24 protein-coding genes and 6 pseudogenes are annotated in these 25,615 nt (G+C 60.9%); 17 read left to right on the top strand and 13 right to left on the bottom strand.

Going from position 1 to position 25,615, the window contains the following annotated elements; genetic code table 11:
* Positions 1–33: 33 nt before the first annotated feature.
* Complete coding sequence (locus OKW41_RS20045) at positions 34–414, top strand: helix-turn-helix domain-containing protein (RefSeq protein ID WP_090811127.1); 381 nt, start codon at positions 34–36, stop codon at positions 412–414.
* Between the two features lie 274 nt (positions 415–688).
* A complete protein-coding gene (locus tag OKW41_RS20050) occupies positions 689–1,042 on the top strand; it encodes a DUF1428 domain-containing protein (RefSeq protein WP_429573729.1) in 354 nt (117 codons plus the stop codon).
* Between the two features lie 83 nt (positions 1,043–1,125).
* On the opposite strand, the gene OKW41_RS20055 is transcribed toward OKW41_RS20050, so the two are convergent.
* The 3 genes from OKW41_RS20055 to OKW41_RS20065 all read right to left on the bottom strand — a co-directional run bounded on the left by OKW41_RS20055 (position 1,126) and on the right by OKW41_RS20065 (position 7,066).
* Positions 1,126–4,758, bottom strand: coding sequence for a hydantoinase B/oxoprolinase family protein (locus OKW41_RS20055; RefSeq protein WP_429573730.1), 3,633 nt, complete (start codon positions 4,756–4,758; stop codon positions 1,126–1,128).
* A gap of 50 nt (positions 4,759–4,808) precedes the next feature.
* A complete protein-coding gene (locus OKW41_RS20060) occupies positions 4,809–6,116 on the bottom strand; it encodes an MFS transporter (RefSeq protein WP_429573731.1) in 1,308 nt (435 codons plus the stop codon).
* 149 nt (positions 6,117–6,265) lie between these two features.
* Complete coding sequence (locus tag OKW41_RS20065; protein WP_429573732.1) at positions 6,266–7,066, bottom strand: putative hydro-lyase; 801 nt, start codon at positions 7,064–7,066, stop codon at positions 6,266–6,268.
* Between the two features lie 189 nt (positions 7,067–7,255).
* Here OKW41_RS20065 and OKW41_RS20070 point away from each other — a divergent pair, with 189 nt between their 5' ends.
* The 6 genes and pseudogenes from OKW41_RS20070 to OKW41_RS20095 form a co-directional block, all read left to right on the top strand.
* Complete coding sequence (locus OKW41_RS20070) at positions 7,256–8,188, top strand: LysR family transcriptional regulator (protein WP_429448244.1); 933 nt, start codon at positions 7,256–7,258, stop codon at positions 8,186–8,188.
* Between the two features lie 235 nt (positions 8,189–8,423).
* Positions 8,424–8,588: pseudogene (locus OKW41_RS20075) on the top strand (IS6 family transposase); the annotation flags it as partial.
* A gap of 236 nt (positions 8,589–8,824) precedes the next feature.
* A complete protein-coding gene (locus OKW41_RS20080; RefSeq protein ID WP_429573733.1) occupies positions 8,825–9,109 on the top strand; it encodes a reverse transcriptase domain-containing protein in 285 nt (94 codons plus the stop codon).
* Complete coding sequence (locus OKW41_RS20085) at positions 9,109–9,336, top strand: reverse transcriptase domain-containing protein (RefSeq protein WP_429573734.1); 228 nt, start codon at positions 9,109–9,111, stop codon at positions 9,334–9,336. Before OKW41_RS20080 ends, OKW41_RS20085 begins: the two co-directional genes overlap by 1 nt.
* Positions 9,337–9,480: 144 nt before the next feature.
* Entirely contained in the window at positions 9,481–9,753 is a 273-nt protein-coding gene (locus OKW41_RS20090) for a group II intron maturase-specific domain-containing protein (protein ID WP_429448239.1), read from the top strand.
* 95 nt (positions 9,754–9,848) lie between these two features.
* Positions 9,849–10,274, top strand: a pseudogene (locus OKW41_RS20095) (IS6 family transposase); the annotation flags it as partial.
* A 208-nt stretch (positions 10,275–10,482) separates the two neighbouring features.
* On the opposite strand, the gene OKW41_RS20100 reads toward OKW41_RS20095, so the two are convergent.
* From OKW41_RS20100 to OKW41_RS20110, 3 genes and pseudogenes are all read right to left on the bottom strand, one after another.
* The gene (locus OKW41_RS20100) at positions 10,483–10,881 is read right to left on the bottom strand and encodes an RcnB family protein (RefSeq protein ID WP_429448237.1); all 399 of its coding nucleotides are present in this window, start codon (positions 10,879–10,881) and stop codon (positions 10,483–10,485) included.
* Positions 10,882–11,036: 155 nt separating this feature from the next.
* On the bottom strand, positions 11,037–11,459 hold the full coding sequence (locus OKW41_RS20105) for a DUF4148 domain-containing protein (RefSeq protein WP_429573735.1): 423 nt from the start codon (positions 11,457–11,459) through the stop codon (positions 11,037–11,039).
* Between the two features lie 664 nt (positions 11,460–12,123).
* A pseudogene (locus OKW41_RS20110) lies at positions 12,124–12,821 on the bottom strand (transposase); the annotation flags it as partial.
* A gap of 387 nt (positions 12,822–13,208) precedes the next feature.
* Here OKW41_RS20110 and OKW41_RS20115 point away from each other — a divergent pair.
* From OKW41_RS20115 to OKW41_RS20150, 8 genes are read left to right on the top strand one after another with little or no spacing between them, the layout of a single operon-like run.
* Complete coding sequence (locus OKW41_RS20115; RefSeq protein WP_429573736.1) at positions 13,209–13,712, top strand: SUF system Fe-S cluster assembly regulator; 504 nt, start codon at positions 13,209–13,211, stop codon at positions 13,710–13,712.
* Positions 13,709–15,157: a Fe-S cluster assembly protein SufB gene (sufB, locus tag OKW41_RS20120; RefSeq protein WP_429573737.1), complete on the top strand. Its 1,449-nt coding sequence runs from the start codon at positions 13,709–13,711 to the stop codon at positions 15,155–15,157. Before OKW41_RS20115 ends, sufB begins: the two co-directional genes overlap by 4 nt.
* A 29-nt stretch (positions 15,158–15,186) precedes the next feature.
* The gene (gene sufC / locus OKW41_RS20125; protein WP_429573738.1) at positions 15,187–15,978 is read left to right on the top strand and encodes a Fe-S cluster assembly ATPase SufC; all 792 of its coding nucleotides are present in this window, start codon (positions 15,187–15,189) and stop codon (positions 15,976–15,978) included.
* Positions 15,975–17,297 (top strand): Fe-S cluster assembly protein SufD, encoded by a 1,323-nt coding sequence (gene sufD, locus OKW41_RS20130; RefSeq protein WP_429573739.1) that lies wholly within the window; start codon positions 15,975–15,977, stop codon positions 17,295–17,297. Before sufC ends, sufD begins: the two co-directional genes overlap by 4 nt.
* Entirely contained in the window at positions 17,294–18,547 is a 1,254-nt protein-coding gene (locus tag OKW41_RS20135) for a SufS family cysteine desulfurase (RefSeq protein WP_429448226.1), read from the top strand. The genes sufD and OKW41_RS20135 overlap by 4 nt, the downstream gene beginning before the upstream one ends.
* On the top strand, positions 18,544–18,999 hold the full coding sequence (sufU, locus tag OKW41_RS20140; RefSeq protein ID WP_429448225.1) for a Fe-S cluster assembly sulfur transfer protein SufU: 456 nt from the start codon (positions 18,544–18,546) through the stop codon (positions 18,997–18,999). Before OKW41_RS20135 ends, sufU begins: the two co-directional genes overlap by 4 nt.
* Positions 19,000–19,007: 8 nt before the next feature.
* Positions 19,008–19,376, top strand: coding sequence for an SUF system Fe-S cluster assembly protein (locus tag OKW41_RS20145; RefSeq protein ID WP_429448223.1), 369 nt, complete (start codon positions 19,008–19,010; stop codon positions 19,374–19,376).
* A gap of 1 nt (position 19,377) precedes the next feature.
* Positions 19,378–19,698 carry a non-heme iron oxygenase ferredoxin subunit gene (locus tag OKW41_RS20150; protein WP_429573740.1) on the top strand — a complete coding sequence of 107 codons (321 nt, stop codon included), beginning with the start codon at positions 19,378–19,380 and terminating at the stop codon, positions 19,696–19,698.
* 1 nt (position 19,699) lies between these two features.
* Here the strand turns inward: OKW41_RS20150 and OKW41_RS20155 are convergent.
* Positions 19,700–19,939: pseudogene (locus OKW41_RS20155) on the bottom strand (IS66 family transposase); the annotation flags it as partial.
* Positions 19,940–19,956: 17 nt separating this feature from the next.
* A pseudogene (locus tag OKW41_RS20160) lies at positions 19,957–20,064 on the bottom strand (IS110 family transposase); the annotation flags it as partial.
* Between the two features lie 863 nt (positions 20,065–20,927).
* On the opposite strand from OKW41_RS20160, the gene OKW41_RS20165 reads away from it, so the two are divergent.
* A complete protein-coding gene (locus tag OKW41_RS20165; protein ID WP_429573741.1) occupies positions 20,928–21,548 on the top strand; it encodes a phosphatase PAP2 family protein in 621 nt (206 codons plus the stop codon).
* An 891-nt stretch (positions 21,549–22,439) separates the two neighbouring features.
* On the opposite strand, the pseudogene OKW41_RS20170 reads toward OKW41_RS20165, so the two are convergent.
* The 5 genes and pseudogenes from OKW41_RS20170 to OKW41_RS20190 all read right to left on the bottom strand — a co-directional run.
* Positions 22,440–22,709, bottom strand: a pseudogene (locus OKW41_RS20170) (DDE-type integrase/transposase/recombinase); the annotation flags it as partial.
* A 112-nt stretch (positions 22,710–22,821) separates the two neighbouring features.
* Positions 22,822–23,163 carry a hypothetical protein gene (locus OKW41_RS20175; protein WP_429573742.1) on the bottom strand — a complete coding sequence of 114 codons (342 nt, stop codon included), beginning with the start codon at positions 23,161–23,163 and terminating at the stop codon, positions 22,822–22,824.
* Between the two features lie 3 nt (positions 23,164–23,166).
* Complete coding sequence (locus OKW41_RS20180) at positions 23,167–23,964, bottom strand: alpha/beta hydrolase (protein ID WP_429573743.1); 798 nt, start codon at positions 23,962–23,964, stop codon at positions 23,167–23,169.
* A gap of 584 nt (positions 23,965–24,548) precedes the next feature.
* Complete coding sequence (locus OKW41_RS20185) at positions 24,549–24,857, bottom strand: hypothetical protein (protein WP_429448216.1); 309 nt, start codon at positions 24,855–24,857, stop codon at positions 24,549–24,551.
* Positions 24,858–25,054: 197 nt separating this feature from the next.
* Positions 25,055–25,273 (bottom strand): hypothetical protein, encoded by a 219-nt coding sequence (locus OKW41_RS20190; protein WP_429573744.1) that lies wholly within the window; start codon positions 25,271–25,273, stop codon positions 25,055–25,057.
* Positions 25,274–25,615: the final 342 nt, after the last annotated feature.

Consider the following 25,615-nt stretch of genomic DNA (forward strand, 5'->3'; position numbering starts at 1 on the left):
CCGCTACGAAAACGTAGCGCGAGGGGATAGAACATGACCGGAGTCTTCTACGACTGCGCAGGCGATAGGACCGTGGCGATGTCACGCGCGATCAGGCGGGCCGTGGCTTTTATCGAGAGTTCGTTCGCGCAGCCCGTCAGCCTCGCGACGCTTGCCGGCACCGCCGGGTTGAGTGTTTCGCGCTTCGCCACCCTGTTTCGCAAAGAGGTGGGTATTTCGCCTCATCGCTATGTGTGTCTGGTGCGAATTCAGCACGCTAAACGGCTATTGCGTGACGGCGTCCCGCCCTGTGAGGTCGCTGCCGAAGTCGGATTTTTCGATCAAAGCCACCTTGGCCGACACTTTCGGCGCGCGGTCGGCGTGACGCCGGGGCATTTCGTTGCTTCGCCAGAATCGGGCAGCGCATTCAGGTGAAGCGAGGGCCGATGGAGATGAGCTGGACGCGTTGCAGTGGGGTAGGCGACAGAGCTGCCTGGTTCCGGGATAGCGTGGGCAACCTGCTCGGCATCGGGCAACCGCTTAAGTAAGCAGGCCGACGCCATGCCTCGAAGAGCCGCAGGCTATCAGAGCAAAGGGACATGACTATTGTCGATTTTTTGACTCCCCGCTCGTCGTGCGTATGGGCGGCCGTGTTGCGATGCACTGCCAACCGGCACCTACTGTGCGTGTGTAAACAAGGAGATTGCAAATGAATTACATCGATGGATTTGTTGTCCCCGTACCTACGGCCAACCGCGAAATTTACAGGCAGTTCGCCGAAAGAGCGGCGGCCGTCTTCAAGGAGTACGGTGCGTTGAAGGTGGTCGAGTGCTGGGGAGATGACGTGCCAGAGGGCAAGGTGACGTCGTTCCCAATGGCGATCAAGCGCAAGGATGATGAGACGGTGGTGTTCTCCTGGGTTGTCTGGCCGTCGCGTCAGTCGCGAGACGAAGGGATGAAAGCGGTGATGGCCGACCCACGGCTGCAACCGGAAAAAGATCCGATGCCTTTTGACGGTCAGCGGCTAATCTATGGCGGTTTCGAAGTGATTGTCGACGCGTGATGGCGTAAAAATATGGCGCCGGTTCGAGTGAGACGCGAGCCGACGCCGCTGTCTGGCATTGAACATCCGCAGTCCATGAAGCATTACGCTTCCCCGAAACCCCCGCCACCCGGCGTTTCCACCACGAACACGTCGCCCGCGGCCATCTCGACGCTCGCGATATGGCCCAATGCGACGATCTCGCCGTCCGCGCGCTCGACGTGATTGCTGCCGCGCCTTCCCGCGCGTCCACCTGCCGCGCCGAAAGGCGCGTGAATGCGGTTGTTCGAGAGAATCGACGCGGTCATCGGCGCGAGAAAGCGGATGCGCCGGATCGCGCCATTACCGCCGCGCCAGCGTCCCGCGCCGCCCGACTCCGCGCGGATCAGGTGCGACTCGAGCCGCACGGGATAGCGCCATTCGAGCACTTCGGGATCGGTCAGGCGCGAGTTGGTCATGTGCGTCTGTACCGCGTCGACGCCGCAGAAGCCATCGCCCGCGCCGCTGCCGCCTGCGATCGTCTCGTAGTACTGGTAGCGCGCGTCGCCGAACGTGAAGTTGTTCATCGTGCCCTGACTGGACGCGACGATGCCCAGCGCACCATAGAGCGCATTCGTAATCGCGGACGATGTCTCCACGTTGCCCGAGACCACCGCTGCCGGATAAACCGGATTGAGCATCGAGCGGTCCGGGACGATCACCGAGAGGGGCTTCAGGCAACCCGCGTTGAGCGGGATGTCGTCGCCGACGAGCGTGCGGAACACGTACAGCACGGCTGCCATGCAGACCGCCTTCGGCGCGTTGAAGTTGTTCGGCAGTTGCACGGACGTTCCGCTGAAGTCCACGGTCGCACTGCGCGTCGCAGCATCGACGCGAATGGCGACGTCGATCACCGCGCCGTTATCGAGTTCGTAACGGTACGCGCCGTCCTTGAGGGCGCCGATCACGCGGCGCACCGCTTCTTCGGCATTGTCCTGCACGTGCTGCATGAAGGCGAGCACCACGTCGCGGCCGAATTGCGCGACCATGCGGCGCAGCTCGTCCACGCCCTTCTGGTTCGCTGCGATCTGCGCGCGCAGATCGGCCATGTTCTGTGCGACGTTGCGTGCCGGATAGCGGCCCGATGCGAGCAGCGCGCGTGTTTCGGCGTCGCGCAGCACGCCCGCTGAAACAAGCTGCCAGTTATCGACCAATACGCCTTCTTCTTCGATATGCGACGAGGCGGCTGGCATCGAACCGGGTGTGATTCCGCCGATATCCGCATGGTGACCGCGCGAGCCGACGTAGAAGAGCGGCTCGGCCGAACCGTCTGCGAACACGGGCGTGATGACGGTCACGTCGGGCAAATGTGTGCCGCCGTGATACGGGTCGTTGAGCATGAACACATCGCCGTCGCGCATCGCGCCGCGATTTCGCTCGATGACGGTCTTGATGCTCTCGCCCATCGATCCCAGATGCACGGGCATGTGCGGCGCGTTCGCGATCAGATTGCCCGCAGCATCGAAGATCGCGCACGAGAAGTCGAGGCGCTCCTTGATGTTCACCGAATACGCCGTGTTTTGCAGACGCAGTCCCATCTGCTCGGCAATCGACATGAACAGATTGTTGAATATCTCGAGGCGCACAGGGTCGGCCTCGGTGCCGATCGAGCGGCGCGTGGGCAGCGGTTGCACGCGGGTCATCACCACGTTGCCTTGAACGGTCAGCACCGCCTGCCACCCCGGCTCGACCACGGTCGTGCCGTTCTTTTCGGCGATGATCGCCGGGCCGTCGAGCGTGTCGCCTGCGCACAGCGTTTCGCGCTGGTAGAGCGATGCGTCGTGCCAGCTACCGCTCGAATACATGCGCACAACCGACTGCGCATGGGGCGCGTCGCCTGCCGCGCGCTGCGGCAGGCTGCCGGCATCGACTGGCGCGTCGGAATGGCCGATCGCTTCGACGCAAGCGAGTTCCGCGATGAGCGGCGTATCTGCCATCAGGAACGCATAGCGTTGACGATACGCAGCTTCGAAAGCGGCGCGCATCGCATCGACGCTGCCCGCTGGCACTGCGAGCGATGAATCGGTGCCCTGATAGCGCAGATGGACACGTCGCTCAGTCGTGATACGCGCGGCGTCCACGCCCTGTTCGAGCAGTGCGCCGGTTGCATCGGCCGCGAGCGCATCGAGCGCGGCTTCCAGCGTCGCAAGCGATGAGTCGTCGAGCGAGATTTCGAGCGCTCGCTCGCGCATCGCCGTCTGATCCGCGAGGCCCATGCCGTAAGCGGAGAGCACACCGGCAAGTGGATGCGCGAACACCCGCGTCATGCCGAGCGCGTCGGCCACACCGCACGCATGCTGGCCGCCCGCGCCGCCGAAAGTCGTCAGCACATACTGCGAGACGTCGTGGCCGCGTTGCACTGAAATTTTCTTGATCCCGTTAGCCATGCTGCCAATGGCGATCTCCAGGTAACCTTCAGCGAGCTCTTCGGGTGTGCGACGCTGACCCGTAGCCGCGAAGATTTCATCGGCGAGTGCCCGAAAGCGTTCAGCGACGACCTTGCGATCGAGCGACTCGTTCGCGTTCGGACCGAAGACGCGCGGGAAATAGTCGGGCTGAATCTTGCCGAGCATCACGTTGCAGTCGGTGACCGCGAGCGGGCCGCCGCGCCGGTACGCCGCCGGACCCGGATTGGCGCCCGCCGAGTCGGGGCCGACACGCAACCGGGCGCCGTCGAAGCCGAGCACCGAGCCGCCACCTGCCGCCACGGTATGGATGCTCATCATCGGCGCGCGCATCCGCACGCCTGCCACCTGCGTTTCGAATACGCGCTCGAACTCGCCGTTGAAGTGCGAGACGTCCGTCGACGTGCCGCCCATGTCGAAGCCGATCACGCGCTCGAAGCCCGCTGCCTGTGCCGCGCGCACCATGCCGACGATACCGCCCGCCGGGCCGGAGAGAATCGCATCTTTGCCCTGAAATACATCGGCGCGTGTCAGTCCGCCGCTGCTTTGCATGAACTGCAGGTTCACGCCCGGCATTTCGCTGGCGACCTGATCCACATATCGGCGCAGGATGGGCGACAGATAGGCATCCACCACGGTCGTATCGCCGCGCGAGACCATCTTCATCAGCGGCGAGACTTCGTGGGAAACCGAGATCTGCGTGAAGCCGATTCGGCGCGCCAGATCCGCAAGCTCGCTTTCATGCGACGTGTGGCGATAACCGTGGATCAGCACGATTGCGAGCGCGCGGATGCCCTTGTGGTAGACCTCGCGCAGTGCGCGCCCCGCTGCCGCGTGATCGAGCGTCGCGACCACTTCGCCTTGCGCGCTCACGCGTTCGTCGATTTCCACCACGCTCTCATAGAGCGCTTCCGGCAACGCGATGTCGAGATCGAACAGGCGGGGGCGGTTCTGATACGCGATCCGCAACACATCGCGGAAGCCTCGCGTGGTGACGAGCGCTACCGGCTCGCCCTTGCGTTCGAGCAGCGCGTTGGTCGCGACCGTCGTGCCCATTTTGACCATCTCGACGTCGCTCGACGTAATGGGTTCTCCGGCTCGCAGGCCAAGCAAATGGCGAATCCCGGCGACAGCCGCATCGCGATACTGCTCCGGGTGTTCGGAAAGCAGCTTGTGCGTGGTGAGCGTGCCATCCGGGCGGCGCGCGACGATATCGGTGAACGTGCCGCCGCGGTCGATCCAGAACTGCCAGCGGGACGGCGTGCAAACATCGGAGGCGTGATCGTGCTTCATGGTGTCGTGGTCGTGATGCGAAAGTGGTAGTGGTGTGCGCAAGGTGAAAATCAGGCCGATTCGAGTTCGCGACCGCGCGTCTCGGGCAGCGTAAGCGCGGCGATGATCAGTACGCCATACGCGGCCACGGCGAAAATCCCGATGCTCGTGCCCAGGCCGAAGCGGCTCGACAGCACGCCGATCAGCACCGGAAACAGCGCCCCGATCGCGCGGCCGACGTTGTAGCAAAACCCCTGGCCCGAGCCGCGCACACGGGTCGGAAACAGTTCGGTGAGAAACGCGCCCATGCCGGAAAAAATGCCCGACGCGAAAAAGCCGAGCGGAAGGCCGAGCCACAGCATCGATGCATTCGTGAGCGGCAACGAGGTATACGCGAAGGCAATCGCCATCGAGCCCAGCGCGAACAAAATGAAGTTCGGCTTGCGGCCGATGCGGTCCGTGAGCCATGCGCTGCACAGATAGCCCGCGTACGAGCCCGCGATGATCGTCGCCAGATAGCCGCCTGTGCCCATCACCGTGAGATGACGTTCGGTCTTGAGGAAAGTCGGCAGCCATGTCGTGATCGCGTAGTAGCCGCCCTGTGCGCCCGTCGTAAGCAGTGCGGCGCGCAGTGTCGTCGAAAGCAGCTTGGGAGAGAAGATCTCAGTGAAGCGCGGCATGTCTTGAGTGTCGTACTGCTGAACCCTGGCCTGTTCGAATACTTCAGGTTCCTTCACATAGCGGCGGATCGCGAGCACAAGCAGGGCAGGCACGAGTCCGATCAGGAACAATGCGCGCCACGCGATTTCAGGCGCCACCACGGAGAACAGCACCGCGTAGAGCAGGGCCGCCATGCCCCAGCCGAGCGCCCAGCCCGACTGCACGAGACCGACCGCCTTGCCGCGGTCGCGCGCGCGGATCACCTCGCCGATCAGCACCGCGCCCGCCGTCCACTCGCCGCCGAAGCCGAAGCCCATCAACGCGCGAGCCGCGAGCAACTGGCCGTAGTTCTGCGCGAGGCCGCATAGGCCGGTGAACACGGCGAACCACAAGACGGTGAGCTGCAACGTGCGCACACGGCCGATGCGATCGGAAAGAATGCCGGCAATCCAGCCGCCGAGCGCAGAGGACAGCAGCGTCAACGTGCCGATAAAGCCGGCGTCCGCGAGCGAGATGCCCCAGGTAGCGACGAGCGTCGGGATGACGAAGGAAAGCATCTGCGTGTCCATGCCGTCGAGCATGTAGCCGACCTTGCAACTCCAGAACGCGCGACGCGCGTGCGGACCGGCTTCGGCATACCAGGAAAGCTGCGGGCTTCCCGTTCTTGACTTCATGTCGGCGGCATCGTCGACACTCGCCGTGAGTGTCTTGCTGTCCATCTGCTGCTCCTATGGATAGACGCATGGGAAACGATCGAAGCCACGCACGAACGTAGGGATGCGTCATTCCCTCCGGGCCGCGCGGCCCGATGGCTTCAAGGTGCTGTGAATCGCTTGTTGCACGACGGCGCGGCGCGCCGCCGGGACGGTTAGAAAATAGCCAGCGACGCGTTAGTGATATCCGTCATCAGCATGTGGCCCGGCGCGTGCGCAACCGCGAGCGGCAGCTTCGCGGCCATCAGTGCCGTTTGCGGCGTCACGCCGCAAGCCCAGTAGACAGGCAGTTCGCCCGCGCGGATCGTCACCGGGTCGCCGAACTCGGGGCGCGCGAGATCGACGATGCCGAGTTCCGCTGGATCGCCAATATGCACGGGCGCGCCATGCACGCCCGGAAAGCGGCTCGTGATCTGCACGGCACGGATCGCGTCGGCGCCGCGCAGCGGCCGCATCGACACGACGAGTTCGCCGCCGAACACGCCCGCCCGCTGGTTGGGGATGCGGGTGCGGTACATCGGCACGTTGCGGCCTTCTTCGACGTGGCGCAGGCCGATGCCTTCCTTCGCGAGCATGTGCTCGAACGAGAACGAACAGCCAATTGCAAATACGACGAAATCGTCCTGCCAGAGCGCTTCGATCGATTCGACGCGCTCGCTCAGGTTGCCGTCGCGATAGACGTTGTACGCGGGCACGTCGGTGCGGATGTCGATGTCGCGCCCGAGCATCGGCACGCGGAACTCGCCAGGCTCGCCCACGCCGAGCAGCGGACATGGCTTTGGATTCGCATGGCAAAAGCGCAGGAAATCGTGCGCGTGCGCAGCGGGCAGGATCGCGAGATTGGCTTGCGCGTAGTCGCCGCAATGGCCGGCCGTCGGGCTACGGAAGTCGCGGTGACGGACGGCCTGGCGGAATTCGGATGGAGTCATGGTTTTAGCGTGCTCTGGCGGTTGCATCGGATTGTCTGTGGTGGGCGATGCGTCTTGCCTACCGTCAGGCGAAGCATAGAAAAGAAGAAAATTTGACGCCAGCTAGTTTTCTTTGCGCCCGGTGAATAGAATTTCTTAACGGAATCGCGGGTTTTCCCGAGTCACGTTGAGATTTTTGAAGCGGTTTGCTCCCGTTGCACTGCCCACCTTTGACTGATGAATACGCGCTTCCTCGAAACCTTCGTCACGCTTGCCAAGCTGCGCAGTTTCCGCACTACGGCGACCGCGCTTCACGCCACGCCGGCGGCGATCTCGCAGCGCCTGAAGGCACTGGAAGACGAATTGCATACCGTGCTCGTCGATCGCGAGAGCCGCGAATTTCGGCTCACGCCGAACGGCGAATATCTGCTCGGCTACGCGAAGGCCGTGGTCGAGGCGACGCGCCAGTTGCAGGCCGCCGCGTCACACGAAGGCGCGATGCGCGGCAGGTTGCGACTCGGCGTGATCGAGACGGTCGTGCATAGCTGGCTTGCCGACTATATGCGGCGGCTCTCGAAGGACTATCCGCAGCTCGAAGTGGAGCTTGCGGTGGACGTGAGCGTGGTGCTGCAGCGGCGTCTGATGGCGGGCGAACTCGATCTCATCGTTCGGGTGGAAGGCAGCGACGAGGAATCGATCGTCTGCGATGCGCTCGCGAACTATCCGGTGCACTGGATTGCGCGCGCGGGGCTGCTACCGCCTTCGCGCAGCGGACTCGCGAAACGCGTGCTGCGTCATCCGATCCTCACATTCGGGCGCGGGACGGCGCCTCATCGCGCGCTGGAGGACATCGTCAGCAAGCTCGCACTCGCCAACGGCGTGCCGCTCGCGGATACGCGCATCACGGGTTCACCATCGATTTCGGTGATCGTGCAACTCGTGCGCGATGGCTTCGGCGTGGCGGCAATTCCGCGTCTGTTCGTCGATGATCTGATCGCGCGAGGCGAGGTGGTCGAACTGCCGCTGCAGCCCTCGCCGCCGTCCATCGTGGTGTCGATGTCCCGACGCGCGGATGCGCCGCTTTTCGTGCACGGCGCAGCGAACGCGGCACGTGCGGCGTGTCATGAATACTGCGAGCAGGGAGACCGACGCTTGATCGAGCGGCTATAGAGCCCGGCTCTTGCGGACTCTGGAGGCGGCAAGCGACCCAAGGAGTCATTCGACCCCGCGCTCCAGATCGTTGATGACTTCGTCGATCCTGGTCCAATAAATGGAGCAGTCTGAGCCCTTCAGGCCAGTCGCCCAAGTCGCTCTCTGCATTGAGAGGTAGTGGTGCAATTGGGATGCGCTGGTCTGTTACGCTCGAGTTTTTGATGAGCGCGAGCCAATGCGTTAGCTGAAAGACATTGACGGATTGTTCAACGGGCGCGACTTCGATCGCGAAGTTAGTGTCCTTTGCGTGCGCTGGTACCTGTGTTACAAGCTCAGCTTTCGAGATCTCGCTGAAATGATGGACGAGGGCGGTCTGTCGATGGCGCACACGACGATCATGCGCTGGGTCCAGCGCTTCACGTGATGAAACCATCGCGATGTTCGAACAGGACCTGTCGAAGAATCTGTACAAGCTATGGAACCGAATGTCGTCGGGGTCGTACTTCCCGCCGGCGGTCAAGCAAGTGGAGATTCCAAAGGCATCGGGCGGTATGCGTAAGTTGGGCGTGCCCACCGTGAGTGACCGTGTGGGGCAGACCGCCGTCAAGCTCCTCATTGAACCGATTCTCGACCCTGTATTCCATGCAGATTCGTATGGATACCGACCGGCCTGGGAAATCGGCCAAACAGGCGGTCGCCATCACCCGACAACGGTGCTGGAAGTACGACTGGCTGGTGGAGTTTGATATCAAGGCGGCTTTCGATCAAATCGATCATGGCCTCTTGCTAAAGGCGGTACGCAAGCACATCAAAGAGGATTGGATCCTGATGTACATCGAGCGGTGGCTGACTGCACCATTCGAAACTGCACAGGGTACCCGCTTGCAGCGGGGCGGGATCGCGGTACCCCGCAAGGGGGAGTGGTCAGTCCGATCCTGATGAATCTGTTCATGCACTATGCGTTTGACGCCTGGATGCAGCGTCACTTCCCGAAATGTCCCTTTGCACGCTATGCCGATGATGCGGTAGTCCATTGCCGCAGCCAGGAGCAGGCACAAGAGGTCATGCACGCCATAGCCTCGCGGCTGACGGAGTGTGGGCTGACGATGCATCCTGAAAAGTCAAAGATCGTGTATTGCAAGGACAGAAGTCGCACCCAAACCTAGCGAATGTGACCTTCACATTTCTGGGCTTTCAGTTTCGTGCGCGAAGGGTGTTGACCAGGCACGGGCAGGTCTCGACCAGCTTTGTACCTGGCGTCAGTTCTGACGCCCTGAAACGGATGAGACAGGTGGCGCGGGGGGTGGCGGTTGCAGCGCCAAACTTCGAAATCACTGTTCGAACTCGCCCAGCAATGTAATCCCACGATATGTGGCTGGTGGAACTACTACGGGGCTTTCTATCGGACAGCCATGCATGAGTTGAGTCGGTATCTCGACCGAAAGCTTGTGCGCTGGGTTCGGCGCAAGTACAAAACACTGCGACGGCACAAACGGTGCAGTGAAGAGTGGTTGCGCAAGATGAAGAAGGCGTACCCGCGAGAGTTCGCGCACTGGCAGTATCCGGGGGGACAGGTTGGATAACGGGAGCCGTGTAAATCGAGGGGTTTACGCACGGTTCTGCGAGAGACTCGGGGCGCAATTCCCCTGGGTCTACTCACCCTTATATCAAGATCTAAGGCCACTGGAAATACTTGTACCGGGCCGTCGACGGGGAGGGCAACACGGTCGATTTCCTGTTGTGCGCCCATCGTGACAAGGCCGCTGCGCGCCGGTATTTCGAGAAGGCAATTGCCCGGAATGGTGAACCCGAGACTGTCACCGTGGACAAGAGTGGTGCCAATCTGGCCGCGCTCGAAGCGCTCAACGCAGACCGGCCAACGCCAATCAAGATCCGGCAGAACAAGTACCTGAACAACGTCATCGAGCAGGACCATCGAGCCGTCAAGCGCATTGTCACGCCGTTGATGGGTTTCAAGGGTTTCCGGTGCGCGCGCATTATTCTGTCCTTCATCGAGCTGATGCACATGATTCGCAAAGGGCAGATGCAGGACGAGCGCGACATCAAAACTGCAGCCGAGCAATTCAATTCGTTGGCAGCGTAAATAGTCCTACTGATATCACGCTTTGTTCAAGCTGTAATCGTTATCGCGACAGAACCCGCCCCGTAGCGCATATTGGGGTAATCATGCAGCGTGGCGCGTAGCAGAGCGAACCCAATTGAACGGCGTGAATCGCGGCTGCTCGTCGAAATAGTGCGCGGCCGCCGCCTGCGTGGATGAATCGAACCCGTTGATATTGTTGCCGCCGGTGTTAGTGGCCGGAGAACAGGACGTCGGCAATGATGCCAGTTGCGATAGCGGCGAGCACGTAATCTCCGTTCACCCCAACCCAGTGATAGCCTCGCGGCGGCGGTTGCAGTCCGTGGCCGCGCCAGTCGTCGACGACGTAGTTGTGATCGCGGTATTCAGGCGGAAGCCGATCGCCGTGGCGCCAGTCGGCATGCGGCATCGGGCCGCCCGGCCGGCCGCTATAGGCCTCGTGCGGCATGGGACCATGATTGTGACCGGGCGGCGGACGCATGTCGTGTTGTTGCGGGCCGTGCGCCGACCAGTCATTGTGGTGCTGATTGTCGTGAGGCTGGGCGAAAGCGGGGATCGACGCACCAAGGAGGGCGGCGATCATGAAGTGTGCGAGTAATTTTGATTTCATGGCTGCTTCGACAGAAGAAGTGATTGAAATGAAACAGTCGCGTTTGACGGCGACTATGTTTCCCGAGCCAGTTGGTGTAGATGTGGGTCGCGCAGTGTTTCTGCGCACTTCTATGGAAAGACAGGCGGACGGTGGGTCAGTCGCCTGTCAGCCGGTTAGTGACCGAAGTAGACCGAGCCCGGGCCGGTGCGAGCTGCTTCGCTCTTGTAGGCATGGCCACCCGCTGCGGACGAGCCGCTTAGGACGCCACCCACTCCGGACGTGTTGCCAACGCTATCGATCTCAATCACTTCTTCACTGACTGCCACGACGGTCACCGGGTGACTGCCGTTTACTCCGGACGGGCCCCCGTGGTGGGCAGCAACCTTGGCTTCAGCAGCCTGGATGTCCGCCGGATATTCGCGCGGGTTTGCACGGGCCGGGTTATAGCCCGCCGCTTCGATCTCGACCAGTTGCTCACGGACTTCCGCGCGGGTCAGTGGATGGTTTGCTGCCACGTTTGCGGCGGCAAAAACCGTAATCGGCGCAGCGAAGGCGATGGCAGCCACAAAGGCGGCGAGTTTAACGAAGGGTTTCATGGTTACTACCTCCTTGGTTTGTCGGTTGGGCGCTATAAGTTTGCGCGCGCTTTCAATCCGTAAGACAAGTGTAATGAGATAGTAAATTAGGGTAAACGCCTACTTTGTAAAATACTTTTTCTGAAAATGAAATAATCAGAATTTATCGGCGCAAAATTGTTGATTGCCTGTACGCCTTGAAGGGCAATCTCACGCAGGCACGGACGAAAGGGGCTGTCATCGTTAGCGGTAAACGTCCGAAACTTGACGGGGTTTATTCATCCGACAGCGACAACTGGCAACGGTGACCGTGGATTCCGGGCTTTCATGTATGCGCTGAACACGTAGGCCGAGGGCAATGGGCGCGTTCGACATTCAGTCCGCGCATCCTGCTCAACACTCCACACAACCACAATCGCCAGAAAGATCGGGCAGTAGCCCCAATGGGTCCGGATGCCACAACAGCCCAAAGTACTATGCGGCGGGCCTCTGCCGAGATAGGCGATGCACATCGCGCATCCTTCACGCGGATTCCGGCTTTTAAATCAGTTTTCGATATTCTGGATTGGTTTGCCCCTGTACCTCCGGACACCGCCTCACACCTGAGTTGATGAATCGGTCCTGCGCCTGAACTCGCGTGGCGAGCGGTACTTCAGCGCGCTATGAGGGTGCTGCTCGTTGTAATGCTCTTCGCCACCGCGACCTTGCCATCATGCCGGCGCTGCGGGCGTGGAGGGAGCGCTTTGCGCTGTAGCAGGAGGCCGTGAACGCGCATTACCCGGTACACCCGTTTGGCATTGACGGGGGCCGCGCTCTGATTCTCCCGCTGCCGACGCAACATACCCCAGACTAGGCGATAACCATAGCTCGGCAGGTCAGTGACGGTCAGCCGTATTTCTTCGACCAGCCCGGCATCTTCCGTCTTCCTGGCGCTGCGTCCCTCCTGCCAGTCGGCTGGACGTGCAAGCCTTGCCGCCACGTTTGAGCGCGCTACACCGAGAACGTCGCAGACCTGCTTCACTGCTCGTCCCCCGGCAAAGAGGGTGGGCGCGCAATCCATTTTCGCGACTTCGCCACCTCCACCGCCTCACGGAGAATCTCGTTCTCCATTGTCTTTTTGCCGAGCAGTCGCTGGTGTTCCCTGATTTGCTTCAGCGCATCGCTCAGCTCCAACGCTGGTACGACTTCCTCGCCGGCACTGACAGCCGACAGGCTGCCATCCTGATACAGCTTGCGCCAGTGAAACAGCTGGTTCGGATTCACGCCGTGCTGGCGTGCAACCATCGAGACCGACTTGCCCGGCTCGAAACTCTCTCTCACCATCGCCAGCTTCTCTTCCGCCGACCACCGGCGCCGGCGTTCCGGTCCCGTCAACACTTCCATCCCTTCTTGTTTGTTGTTAGTCAAAAACACAGTCGTATGCCTACCCGCTATTTTAAGTGGGAAACTGTGTCCGGCGATTCAGGAGGCCGCTCCATGGATATCAAACAACTGATGTCTCGTCGGGCGAGTGGGTATTCGCGGTCGATGGAGCGTGGCTCGCCAGAGCGGTCCGTCACGAAGACCAATACACTGACAAGGTTATATATACAGGTCTAGAATGAAATCGGCGTTGGGCCGTTCGCGAAATACTTCTCCCCAAACGGAAAGCGATTCGCGACGTGGCCAAGGAATCCCCACACAGGACAGTGTCGCTCACTCCAAACGTGCGGTTTTCGTTTCGATGTAATCTGGACCAAATGGGTCCTGATTAAAACGGGAGATGTTCCGATGTTGCGCATGAGCAAACTTGCCGATTACGGCACGGTGATCATGACCGCGATGGCGCGCGATCCCGATGCCGTCCACAGCGCAAGTAGCATTGCTGCGACGACCGGCGTCGCGAGGCCTACGGTGTCAAAGGTGCTGAAAGTCCTGACGCGCGGTGGTGTCGTGGAGTCGCTGCGCGGCACAAACGGCGGCTACCTGCTGCCGCGGCCGCCCGCGCGGATCACGCTGGCGGAGGTGATCGCCGTCGTCGACGGCCCGATCGGGATGACCGAATGCAGCACTACGCCAGGCCTGTGTATCCAGGAGGCGGCGTGCGCAGTGCGCGCCAACTGGCAGAAGGTCAATCGCCTGATTTACGAAGCGTTGCAGCAGGTCACGCTGGCGGACATGGCGGGCCCCACCTTGCGCGCTGTCGATATCAGCGCGATCCGCGCGCGTAGTATCTCCACCCATCGCGCGGGCGCGATGCCTGCGCGCATGTCGACTGACGGAGGCCACGCATGAGCGCATCCGCAACCGGTTTCGAAGAACTGATCAAACGCGAATACCAGCACGGTTTCGTGACTGATCTGCAGGCCGATGCGCTTCCGCGCGGGCTGAGCGAGGATGTGGTCCGGCTCATATCGGTGAAGAAAGACGAGCCGGCGTTCATGCTCGAATGGCGACTCGCGGCCTATCGCCACTGGCTCACGATGACCGAGCCGCATTGGGCGACGGTCGAACACCCGGCGATCGATTATCAGAACATTATCTATTATTCCGCGCCGATGACGCAGAAGAACCGTCCGAAGAGTCTCGATGAAGTCGATCCGGAACTGCTGCGTACCTACGAAAAGCTGGGTGTGCCGTTGAGGGAGCGCGAACTGCTGGCGGGCGTAGCGGTGGATGCGGTATTCGACAGCGTGTCGGTAGCGACTACGTTCCGCGAAAAGCTGGCGGAACTCGGCATTGTGTTCTGTTCGTTCTCGGATGCCGTACAGCATCATCCCGAACTGGTGCGAAAGTATCTCGGCTCGGTCGTGCCGCACACCGACAATTTCTTTGCTGCGCTCAATTCCGCCGTGTTCAGCGATGGGTCGTTCTGCTACATCCCGCCGGGCGTGCGCTGCCCGATGGAACTGTCGACCTACTTTCGTATCAACGCCCAGAATACCGGGCAGTTCGAGCGCACGCTGATCGTCGCGGACAAAGGCGCGTACGTGAGCTATCTGGAAGGCTGCACCGCGCCGATGCGTGACGAAAACCAGCTGCATGCCGCTGTGGTCGAACTGGTCGCGCTGGAAGGTGCACAGATCCGCTATTCGACGGTGCAGAACTGGTATCCGGGCGATGCGTCGGGCAAGGGCGGCATCTACAACTTCGTGACCAAACGTGGCGACTGCCGCGAGGCGAATTCGAAGATTTCATGGACTCAGGTGGAAACCGGCTCGGCGATTACGTGGAAGTATCCGAGCGTGATCCTGCAGGGCGATAACTCGGTCGGTGAATTCTATTCGGTGGCACTGACCAACCACTATCAACAGGCCGATACCGGGACGAAGATGGTTCACGTCGGCCGCAATACGCGCAGCACGATTCTGTCGAAAGGCATTTCGGCGGGCCGCGGAAAGAACGCGTATCGCGGCCTCGTGAAGGTCGGCCGTGCGGCGGAAGGCGCGCGCAACTACACGCAGTGCGATTCGCTTTTGCTCGGAAACCGTTGCAGCGCTCACACATTCCCCTACATCGAGGTCAAGAACCCGACCGCGAAGGTCGAACACGAAGCATCGACATCACGCATCGGCGAAGACCAGTTGTTCTATTGCCGGCAGCGTGGGTTGTCGCCGGAAGATGCGGTATCGATGATCGTGAACGGCTTCTGCAAGGAGGTCTTCAAGGAGCTGCCGATGGAGTTTGCAGTCGAGGCACAAAAGCTGCTCGGCGTCAGCCTGGAAGGCGCCGTGGGATAACCCACAGCGATTCGCGAGGGATTCGGACCATGCTTGAAATCAGCAATCTGCAGGTCGAAGTCGACGGCAAGAAAATTCTGCGTGGCATCGATCTGGGTGTAAGGGCCGGCGAGGTGCACGCGATCATGGGTCCGAACGGCTCGGGCAAGAGCACGCTTGCCCAGGTGCTGGCCGGGCGCGAGGACTTTGCTGTCACGGGCGGCGAGGTCTCGTATCTCGGCCGCGACCTGCTGGCGCTCGCACCCGAGGAGCGCGCACACCAAGGACTGTTTCTCGCGTTCCAGTATCCCGTCGAGATACCGGGTGTGAGCAACGTTTATCTGCTGAAGGCGGCGCTGAACGCGCAGCGGCGGTATCGTGGCGAACCGGAGCTCGATGCGATGGAGTTTCTTCAGCGGGTCAAGGAGAGGATGACGCTGATGCAGATGGACGAGAGTCTGCTGTATCGCGCCGTGAACGAAGGTTTTTCGGGCGGAGAGAAGAAACGCAACGAGATTCTGCAGATGGTCGTGCTGGAGCCCCGGCTCGCCATTCTCGACGAAACGGATTCCGGACTCGACATCGACGCATTGCAGATTGTCGCGCAGGGCGTCAACAGCATGCGCAGTCCAGAACGGGCGATCGTGCTCGTGACGCACTATCAGCGGCTATTGGACTACGTCGTGCCGGATCGCGTGCATGTGCTGGCGAATGGCCGGATCGTGAAGTCGGGGTCCCGTGAACTGGCGCTGGAGCTGGAGCGTAAAGGCTATGGTTGGATCGACGATGAAGCGGTGCAACCAGAAAAGAGAGCGAGCCAGGAAAGTGCGGGACATCCATGAAAAACGAATCTCTCGACTATTTCCATCAGTTTGGGCAACTCGCGAAGACGTTGCCCGGCGTTGAGTTTCCATGGCTGCGTGCCGCGCGCCGAAGCGCGTTCGACCAGTTCGACGCGCTGGGTTTGCCGACCACGCGGCACGAGGACTGGAAATACACGAACGTGTCGGCGATTGGCAAGCGTCCCTGGCATTTCAAGGCACAACGCACGGACGATAGCGACGTGCGGCACGTCATCGATGAACTCAAGCTGGACCCTGCCGCGAATCGACTGGTCTTTGTCAACGGTCGGCATGTGCCGCGGCCGTCGAAACTGAATGGTTTGCCACACGGGGTATTTGTGGGCTCGCTCACACGGGCGTTGAGAGAAATGCCACAACAACTGGAATCGGCATTCACCTCGCAGGCGTATTCAGATGGCTTTGCCGCGCTAAATACGGCGTTTATGACGGATGGGTTTGCCATCGTGCTGCCGCCTGGCGAGGTCATCGATCAACCGCTGCAGATCCTGTTCCTGACCGACGAAGCGGGTCTTGCGGTGCAGCCGTTCAATGTCGTGCTTGCAGGAGCACGCTCGGGCTGCACGATCGTCGAGCATTTTGTAGGGCTGAGCGGCGACGCGTACTGGACCAATGCGGTTACCCGCATCGTCGCAGACGAGCAGGCGGACGTGCAGCACTACCGGTTGCAGCAAGAGGGCCCGAAGGCTTTTCATATCGCGTCGGTCGCCGCTGCGCAGCAACGGGGCAGCTGTTTTACCTCACATGCGTTCGCGTTCGGCGCCGCGTTGTCGCGCACTGGTATCGGCACAAGCCTGAACGCCGCGAACGCGCAAGCGACGTTGAACGGTCTCTATTTCGTCGGGGGCCGGCAGCACGTCGATCACCACACGCGCATCGATCATACTGAGCCGCACGGCACGAGTCGCGAATACTATCGCGGCGTGCTCGACGGCGCTGCGCGCGGCGTGTTCAACGGACGCGTCATCGTGCATCGCGATGCGCAGCAAACGGACACGCATCAGGCGAATCACAACCTGCTGCTGTCACGCGATGCGGAGATCGACACGAAGCCGCAACTCGAGATCTACGCCGACGACGTGAAATGCACACACGGCGCGACGGTCGGTCAACTGGACGACAACCAGCTGTTCTATTTACGTGCACGAGGCGTCGAAGAGCGCATGGCGCGGGCGCTACTGACATACGCATTTGCGCGCGACATTGTCGAACGTGTGCGCATCGATTCGCTGCGTGGCCGGCTCGAAAACCTGCTGTTCGCGCGCACCCCGGAAGGCGAGCGCATCAGGGAGCTGCTATGAAGCCGATCGAACAGATGCAGACGCCCGATCCGCGCAATGTCGAGCACTGGAGAGCCGATTTTCCGATTCTGGGCGAGCGCGTGCATGGCCGGCCATTGGTCTATCTCGACAATGGCGCCACAACGCAAAAGCCCGCCTCGGTCATCTACGTAGAAAACGCTTACTACCGGCATAGCAACGCCAATGTGCACCGCGGCGTGCATCTGCTGTCGCAGCGCGCGACCGATTCATTCGAGGCCGCACGCGCGAAGATTGCACGCTTCATCAATGCGCAGCGTCCGGAGGAGATCGTGTTCGTGCGTGGCACGACCGAAGCGATCAATCTCGTCGCCCAGAGCTATGCTCGCCCGCAAATCAAGCCCGGCGACGAAATCCTGATTAGCGCGATGGAGCACCATTCGAACATTGTGCCGTGGCAGCTCGTCTGCGAGCAGACGGGCGCGGCGCTGAAAGTCGTGCCGATCGACGATACGGGCGCGCTCGATGCCGACGCGTATGAGCGTTTGTTGAGTGAACGTACGCGGCTGGTCGCGATGACTCATCTGGCCAACGCGCTCGGCAGCATCAATCCGGTGGAGCGCATCGTTGCAGCGGCACACGCGCGGGGCGTGCCGGTGTTGCTGGATGGTGCACAGGCAATCACGCATCTGCCGGTCGACGTCCGCGCGATAGATTGCGATTTCTACGCGTTGTCCGGGCATAAGGTGTACGGACCGACTGGCATTGGCGTGCTATACGCCAAGGCCGCACTGCTTGAAGCGATGCCGCCATGGCAGGGCGGCGGCGACATGATCCGATCGGTAACATTCGAGAAAACGGAATACAACGCGATTCCGTGGAAGTTCGAGGCGGGTACGCCGAACATTGCCGGCGCGATTGCGCTGGGCGCGGCGCTCGACTATGTCGACAGCATCGGCATGGAAGTAATCGCCGCGCACGAGAACGAACTGCTCGCCTATGCGACGGCCGCCCTGCGGGTGATACCGGGCTTGCGTTTTATCGGTAGCGCACGCGACAAGGCAGGCATTCTGTCGTTCGTGCTCGACGGCGTGCATGCCCATGATGTCGGCACGATTCTCGATCATCACGGCATTGCGGTGCGTGCGGGCCATCATTGCGCGATGCCGGTGATGCAGCGCTTCGGCGTACCGGCGACCGTGCGCGCGTCGCTCGCCCTCTACAACACGCACCAGGATATCGACGCGCTGATCGAAGGTCTCGGAAAGGTCAGGGAGATATTCGGAAAATGAGCGATCTGCGCGACCTGTATCAGGAAGTCATCTTCGACCACTACCGGCGGCCGCGTAACTGTCATGGACTGTCCGGCGCCAATCACACGGCTGAGGGCTATAACCCGCTGTGCGGCGACCGGATTACGCTTTATCTGCGAATCGAGGACGGCATCGTCAAAGAAGCGAGTTTCGAAGGCGCGGGCTGCGCAATTGCGACAGCATCAGCGTCGCTGATGACCGAGGCGCTGAAAGGCAAAACGGAAGCAGAGGCCGAAGCGCTGTTCGGGCGCTTTCACGACATGGTGACAACACCCGCTGCAGGGCAGGCGACAGCCGCGCCGGAGATGGGCAAGCTGGCGGTGCTGTCCGGTGTACGTGAATTTCCCGAGCGTGTGAAGTGCGCGACGCTGGCCTGGCATACGCTCCACGCCGCGCTGCACGACGAGCATCGCCCCGTTTCGACAGAGTGAGGCAGACGATGAGCACATTCGACTGGCTGAAGCGCACCGAGGCCGCACAACCCGGCAGTGGCACGACAACAGAAGGTCTTGAAGAACGCGTGATCGATGCACTGCGCACCGTGTTCGACCCGGAGATTCCGGTCAACATCTACGATCTGGGGCTTGTTTACGGTCTTGACGTGGACGAAGCCGAAGGCCGCGTTGGGATTCGCATGACGCTGACCGCGCCCGGCTGCCCGGTCGCGCAGACCTTCCCGGCGACGGTGGAGGATGCGGTGTTCTCGGTGAGCGGAGTGAACGACGTGCACGTTGAACTGGTGTGGGATCCGCCGTGGTCGAGAGACCGGATGTCGGATGCGGCGCGCCTGCAATTGGGGATGCTTTGACATGTCCGACTGGGTCGATGTGGCCGCGATCGGCGATTTTCCGGCCGGGTCTGTTCGCAGCGTCGAGGTCGATGGCGCGCAGGTTGCTGTGTTCAATGTCGACGGCACCTGTTACGCAATCGAGGATGTCTGCCCGCACGACAGCGGCATCCTGACTGGCGGTGTGGTGGAAGGCGACGTGGTCGTCTGTCCGCGCCACGGTGCACGATTTTGCATCAGGACCGGAAAGGTGCTGGCGCCGCCGGCATATGAGGATGTGGTGGCGTTTCCGGTGCGGATCGAGGCGGGCGTCGTTCAGGTGCGTGACGAGCGGTGGGATTGAGGCGGAACAGTTCGTCGAAGCCCGCGTAAGCGTCCGCTTGCAGGATCCCTTTGAAGTCGGCCAGATGGGTCAGAGGATGGATGCCTTGCCGATTCGGCGAGTAGGCGAACCAGACCGCAGCCGGTTGCCTCGAGCCGGAGCGATGATCGTCGCGCACGTAGACCCACAGTCGACCGGTGCGGGTCTTCCTGTTGCCCGGCGAGAGTACTTGGATCGGCGTGTCATCCGCGTGCAGTTTGGTGGCGGCCACCGTATAGCGGCGCAGCGTTTGATCGACCTATTGATGACTTCACCGGTTTCTGATTCGAGCCAGTGCATCTGCATCACATTCTTCGCGATATCTACTCCGACCGTTGTATAGCTCATCTCGGATCCTCCGGTTTGCCGCGGGAAGGTGTCATCTTTTCCCGGTTGGGTATCTCTGGGACCGTCGGCCTGCGCGGATTCGCTACCTGTGTCATCCCACTGGCGGGTGGGGGACGTTCATTCCATTCTTAACGCGTGCTGCCGGCCGCAGCCTTGCGAAGTTGGGGCTGCGTATGTCAATTGCATGTAGCAGTGACCGGCCATCTCCCGTCATTGGGCCATTGGGCGACCGGCCCACTCGAATGTCTCTTCCATTTCAACACCAGCCATTTCTCTTGAGGCCGGTCTAGCGGCGTAAGCACTCATGCTGACAGGCCGTCCTGTTCATGGATTTGGGGATTTCCTAGGCAGCCACAGGCCTGGCTAAACCAGAGATCCGGACCCGACGACATTGGTTCGACATGTTGTTAAGTGCCGCGCTAACAGGACCTTTCAAGCCGCCTCTGGTTCCATCGCGAGAATATGCCCGGCACGAGATCAACTCGATGCTGACGTGACATGGCTTAGCTCCCTGAGCATTGGAAACGTTTCGGGTCTTAACGTTTCCTTCAGATCGGTCTAGTACGATCTTGTGCAACATGTGTTTCACCGTATTCGACCTCCATGCTGCGCATCCCGTCGCGTTGGTACGCTGACGGCAGTTCCTCCTGCGGGCGGTTCCGCATCGAGGCGCCGATTGACGCATCGGAAGGTTTGAATAGATCCGGGGCGGACTGAAGTTGCCTTCAATCGTCGCCACCATGATCCATGGCGATCATGGTGCGGGCCGCGATCGTCGGTCACGTTGCGTCTTAAAGTAACTGCAGAAAGTTGGTTACGCGAACCTTTCGCCACACTGTTGCGCGAGGGCGAAAATGAGATCGATGACTTCTGGAATCAGGGTGACAGGGAGACGGTGTGGAGCCGCCGCAATCACGGCGCTCACTTTTTCGGGCGCGTATGCCGGCGGGATCGATCACGAAGTCGCGCTAGATCAGAGCGGCATATGGAACCGCAATGTTCAACTCGCACTTGAATACGCCGTGATAGCCACGACGGCGGGTGGGGCTCTGTGGCTTGGGAACGACAACGAACTGGGCCATACATTCTGGCAAACGGCCGACGCTACGGCGATATCGGCGGTTGCTGCTCAAGGCATGAAGTATGCGTTCGGTCGCCAGCGGCCCAGCGCTGGCCAGGGACCGAACCAATGGTTCAGCGGCGGAAAGAGTTTTCCCAGTGGTGAAGTCACCCTTCAGGCGAGTTTCGTAACGCCGTTCATCGTCAACTATGGCCGGCGTGATCCGTGGGTTTGGGCACTCGAGGTGTTGCCGCTCTATGATTCGATCGCGCGCGTGAAAAGCCAGGCGCATTGGCAGACCGACGTTCTCGCCGGTTGGGCGCTGGGTACGGCGGTAGGATACTTGAGCACGAGATGGCAGACACCCCTGTTCGTGCAGATTCTCCCGCACGGTTTAACGGTAGGCTTCGCGAAGCGGTTCTAGGTCTGGTTGCGAAACGGACGTGACCGGTGTGCAGGTGGCGGCACGGCGACGTCCTGACCTCGTTTGAACAACGCTCCGTAAGTTCGACGCGGAGAGTTGCTCGCAACCACCCGTATCCAGCATCGCGAACCGTCATCGCGATGGAATGGCCGTTTGAATCCGCCCTCCAGATCTGACGATTTAACCACGTTGCGTCGAAGGACCGAAAGGGGTCGGAAGTACGCGTTGGCGACGGCGAGACGAGTCGCTCACGACCGCTGAGGAGCGAACGGCCGGAGAGTGTCCTGAAGCTGACCGACCAAGGCTCACTCCTGAATGTCAGCTATGGCCGACCTACTGTCCTTAAGACGCCGGCCTGGATGTCCGCACTGCTCTGGTCGCCGCCTCGGAAGCCCGGACGGGGTGACAGGTGGCAGTGGGTTGTCGGGGATGAACCCGGGATGCGCGGGCGGAACCCAGGCAGGCGGATGGCGGCGATAACCGTTCATCCGGCATTCGCGCCGACGCCTGCTTGCGTGATTGCCATGGTATGCCCCTCGTCACAGTGGATTTGATCTTATGTAAACGGCGACGTTAAACAAGGCTAAGCGCTCAGCGCGACGAGGACCGATGTTGAATCAGCCAACCGATCGATAATGGCGCGCCCGTTCGGCCAGGCGCGCCTTCAATGCAAATGTTTGTCGGGAAATGTCCATTGCGGCCGAATAAGCGCGATCGAAGCCCGGGTCGTGTGATCGACTGCTTTTCCTGCAGCGGTTATGTACAAGACCTTCTTGAAGTTTCCCCAAGTTCATTTCGCCGAGGAGCGTTTCGACGTCATCGGACAATGAGGGTTCGTAAAGCCCACAGATAATTCGCCGCTCATCGGTTTCCTCACGGCTAGACAGGTAGGTCCTGTTCAATCAGGTTATTGAGATTTTTCGAGGATCGAACCTTCATCTCACGCACCGCGCGTTGTGAGGCGGCATAGCCATCCAGTGGGATGGTCTTCGGCGGCTTGCCCTGATGTTTGAGAGCTTTCCTGAAAAAGGCTTTGACCGCCTTCACGTCGCGCTTTGCACGTAGCACGAAGTCAACTGTCTGGCCGGCCCGATTCACCGCCCGGCAGAGCTACACCCACCTGCCGCGGATCTTCAGCTACGTTTCATCGACACACCACGACGGCTCTCTATTCGTTCAGCAGGACACTCTATCCGATTCGCTTGCGCCGTTTGCACCATGTATGGACGACTCCCTGGGGTTACGGTTCTGCAGAATCGTCGTGCTGTGATGGTCACCGCCCTGTCATTATCCGGAGGATTTTCTGCACGATGCGCTCATGCTGCTCCAGCGCCTCATCGAGCGTACTTGCTCCGTAGCTCCTGTTGTCTTGCGCCTGCATTCCGGCGACGCGCGTCACGAACAGCAAAGCCTCTCCGGTTTTCGGTTTGGACACACCACGGAAGCGGGTCGTGACCGTTACACCGTAGTCGTCCAGCAGTGTGCGGCGGAAGACCAGCTCGTTTTCCGTCATCCAGCGCGACCACGCGCCGTGGTCGAACACCTCGACAGGCCTGTTCTTCGCATCGAGAACATAGATGCGCTCCGAGCTAAACGAGACCGGTGGCGTCTTCATATTTCAACGCAAAGGCGTGAGAAGGAAGTCGGTCGCCTCCCGCCACCAGGTTTCGTCGACGTGGCCAATCCAGTCGTTATGGTCAGCCGCCTTCACCATCATGAGTTTTCTCGGTGCGGACAGCGAGTTGTAAAGCGCCTCGCCGTAGCGCGTAGGGACGATGCTGTCGCGTTCCGCAACCACGACGAGAACCGGCCGGCCGAACGACGCCAGATGGGTCACGCTGTCGTATCGGTCGCGCAGCAGCCACCTCACGGGCAGCCACGGAAAGTGATAAGCGGCGACATGCTCGAGCCGATCCCATGGCGTGATGAGCATCATGCCTGCGATCTTGTCGCGTTCACGCGAGCCGGCCGCCGCCACCACGCCGGCCCCAAGCGATTCGCCGATGAGCAGCAGCGGCGCTCCATAGAGGCGATGGGCGAGCGCGATGGTTTGTTGAGCATCGTCGACCAGACTCGCTTCGCCTAATGCACCGGTGCGCGGCCCGTAGCCTGGATATTCGGCGAGAATCACGCGCAGCCCGAGTCGGGTGAGCGCCGCGGCATAGAACCAGCGGTGGCCGGCATGCCCCGCGTTGCCATGAAAGACGATGACCGTGGCGCGCGCGGACCCGGCCGGCTCCGCCGCGAGGCCCCGGAATGCCTCAGGTGTTGGCCAGGCGCGCAGTCCGCCGGAGGCGGCCTCCTCGATGGTGGCTTTCTGAGGGAAGTAGAGAAAACGATCCTGCAAGATGGCCACTCCGGCTAGCACGATCATGCACACGAAGGCGAAGCGGACCATCATCCGGGTGAAATTCATCGTCTTGAGCTCGACCCACCGATCTTGTCGCTAGCACACCCAGTTTAGCGCGCAGTCGCCACCGCTCATATTCAGGCGTGTCGTCAGGATGTGGGCGTCTAAGTTATGGTACGGAGAGTATCTCTCTGCCTTGTACCCTCGATATTTTCCGAGCGACGCGACCAGGCGCGGGGTTGGTCCGTACGAAGCAGCCCAGAACAGACTGAAATCGAGTGCGATCGACGCTAGCCGTGCGAGACAATGCTACGTCCCGGCTCGTGCGCCCGCTTTTTGGCGCACCTCTCATCGGGCGAATCCGGACCCCTTATCCTCAAAGCCGTCATCCGGATGGCTGGTTCTCCAGAAGACCTGCCTGATAACCGTCGCGTACACGTCGGCCATAGCGGTCGGTTGCCGATCGGGCAGCGTGCGGCGGCAGCAGGTCGCTTTGCTGACTTTTACAAACTGGCGTCGGCGAATGTCAGCTCTCTCTGTCCATCAACGAGTCTTACCGACCCGATCCAGACCTTTCACAGTCCCCGGGAATTTTCGCTTGCCGAGAAACGATGCGCACGATGATCGCCGACGGCCTCAAAGGTATGCCGTCAAAGGTGCGGCAAATCGTCAATGCATTTTTCGACATGATCGCCAGGGAGATCCGTGTCGATGCCGGCGTGTCCGTCGGTGTGAGAGACAGACACAATTTTTGGCCCGAGATACCGTGTGCCACCAAGCGTAAAAAGGGACCAAACAACATCTCCCCGACGGATCGCGGCGACGACTTCGACCACCTCCACAATCGCAGGGGGGGACAGCCATTCACGCGTCGACGGATCGACGGGAGCCCAGCGCACATGGGTAAACCTGTCGTTCGTCGGGTTGATGCGAACGGCGTCGATAGCAAAAGTTGTCACATCTACCTCCATCGTCCTGACAAAGGGATGTGTGCATTATGCGCCGCTTCTTTTGCCGGGGATCAGCAGGATCGGTCGTGAGGGCCGTTGTCAGCCCTCGCTGCACGTATCGCTCTCGCCTGACGCGTGCCCCCGAACTGGATGTCTGGTGGGTGCGGCGAATACTCCCGGGACAGCCTGGACCTGGATAGTGAAGCCTAAGCGGAGTTCTCGTCGCACCACTGAATCGCCCAACGCTGCGCCGCCTCAATAGCATCCGCGTCGGAGGGAAAATCGCCGAGGTCGCCCGAATACTTTACCTCGACGGCATCGCCACTCGCCGAGGCGCGCCGGTAGATCTTTGCGCGAGCGTAATAGCGGCCGCCTTCATCAAGAGGTGACGCGTCGATGTGGAATTGTTGGTAGTCGAAATGCATGGCTGTCTCCAAACGATTGCCCTAATCGTCGTCGCGTTGGACGAGGTGGACCTCGTTGTCACCGCCAAGGTCGCTCTGTCACTCTGCCAAGATGAATTGGGGCTGCGACTCTTCGGCCCAAAACGCTTTAAGAATGATATGTACATCGTAGGCAGTAACAGCAAGGCTCGCTGACCAGCGAGAGCAGGACGGCAACGAGAATTCGCATGGGAACGCTCCATCCGAATACGGGTGCGCATCGATTGCCAATCGTGCTGTCTCAACGAATATAGGGCCAGTGCTCGGGGTAATATGTCTTCCGAAACACCACAAAGCGGGCCCGATGCAACGTTCCATCTGGCG

Origin of the sequence: Paraburkholderia sp. UCT70 (assembly GCF_050434085.1) — a bacterium.
Classification (GTDB): Bacteria; Pseudomonadota; Gammaproteobacteria; order Burkholderiales; family Burkholderiaceae; genus Paraburkholderia; species Paraburkholderia tuberum.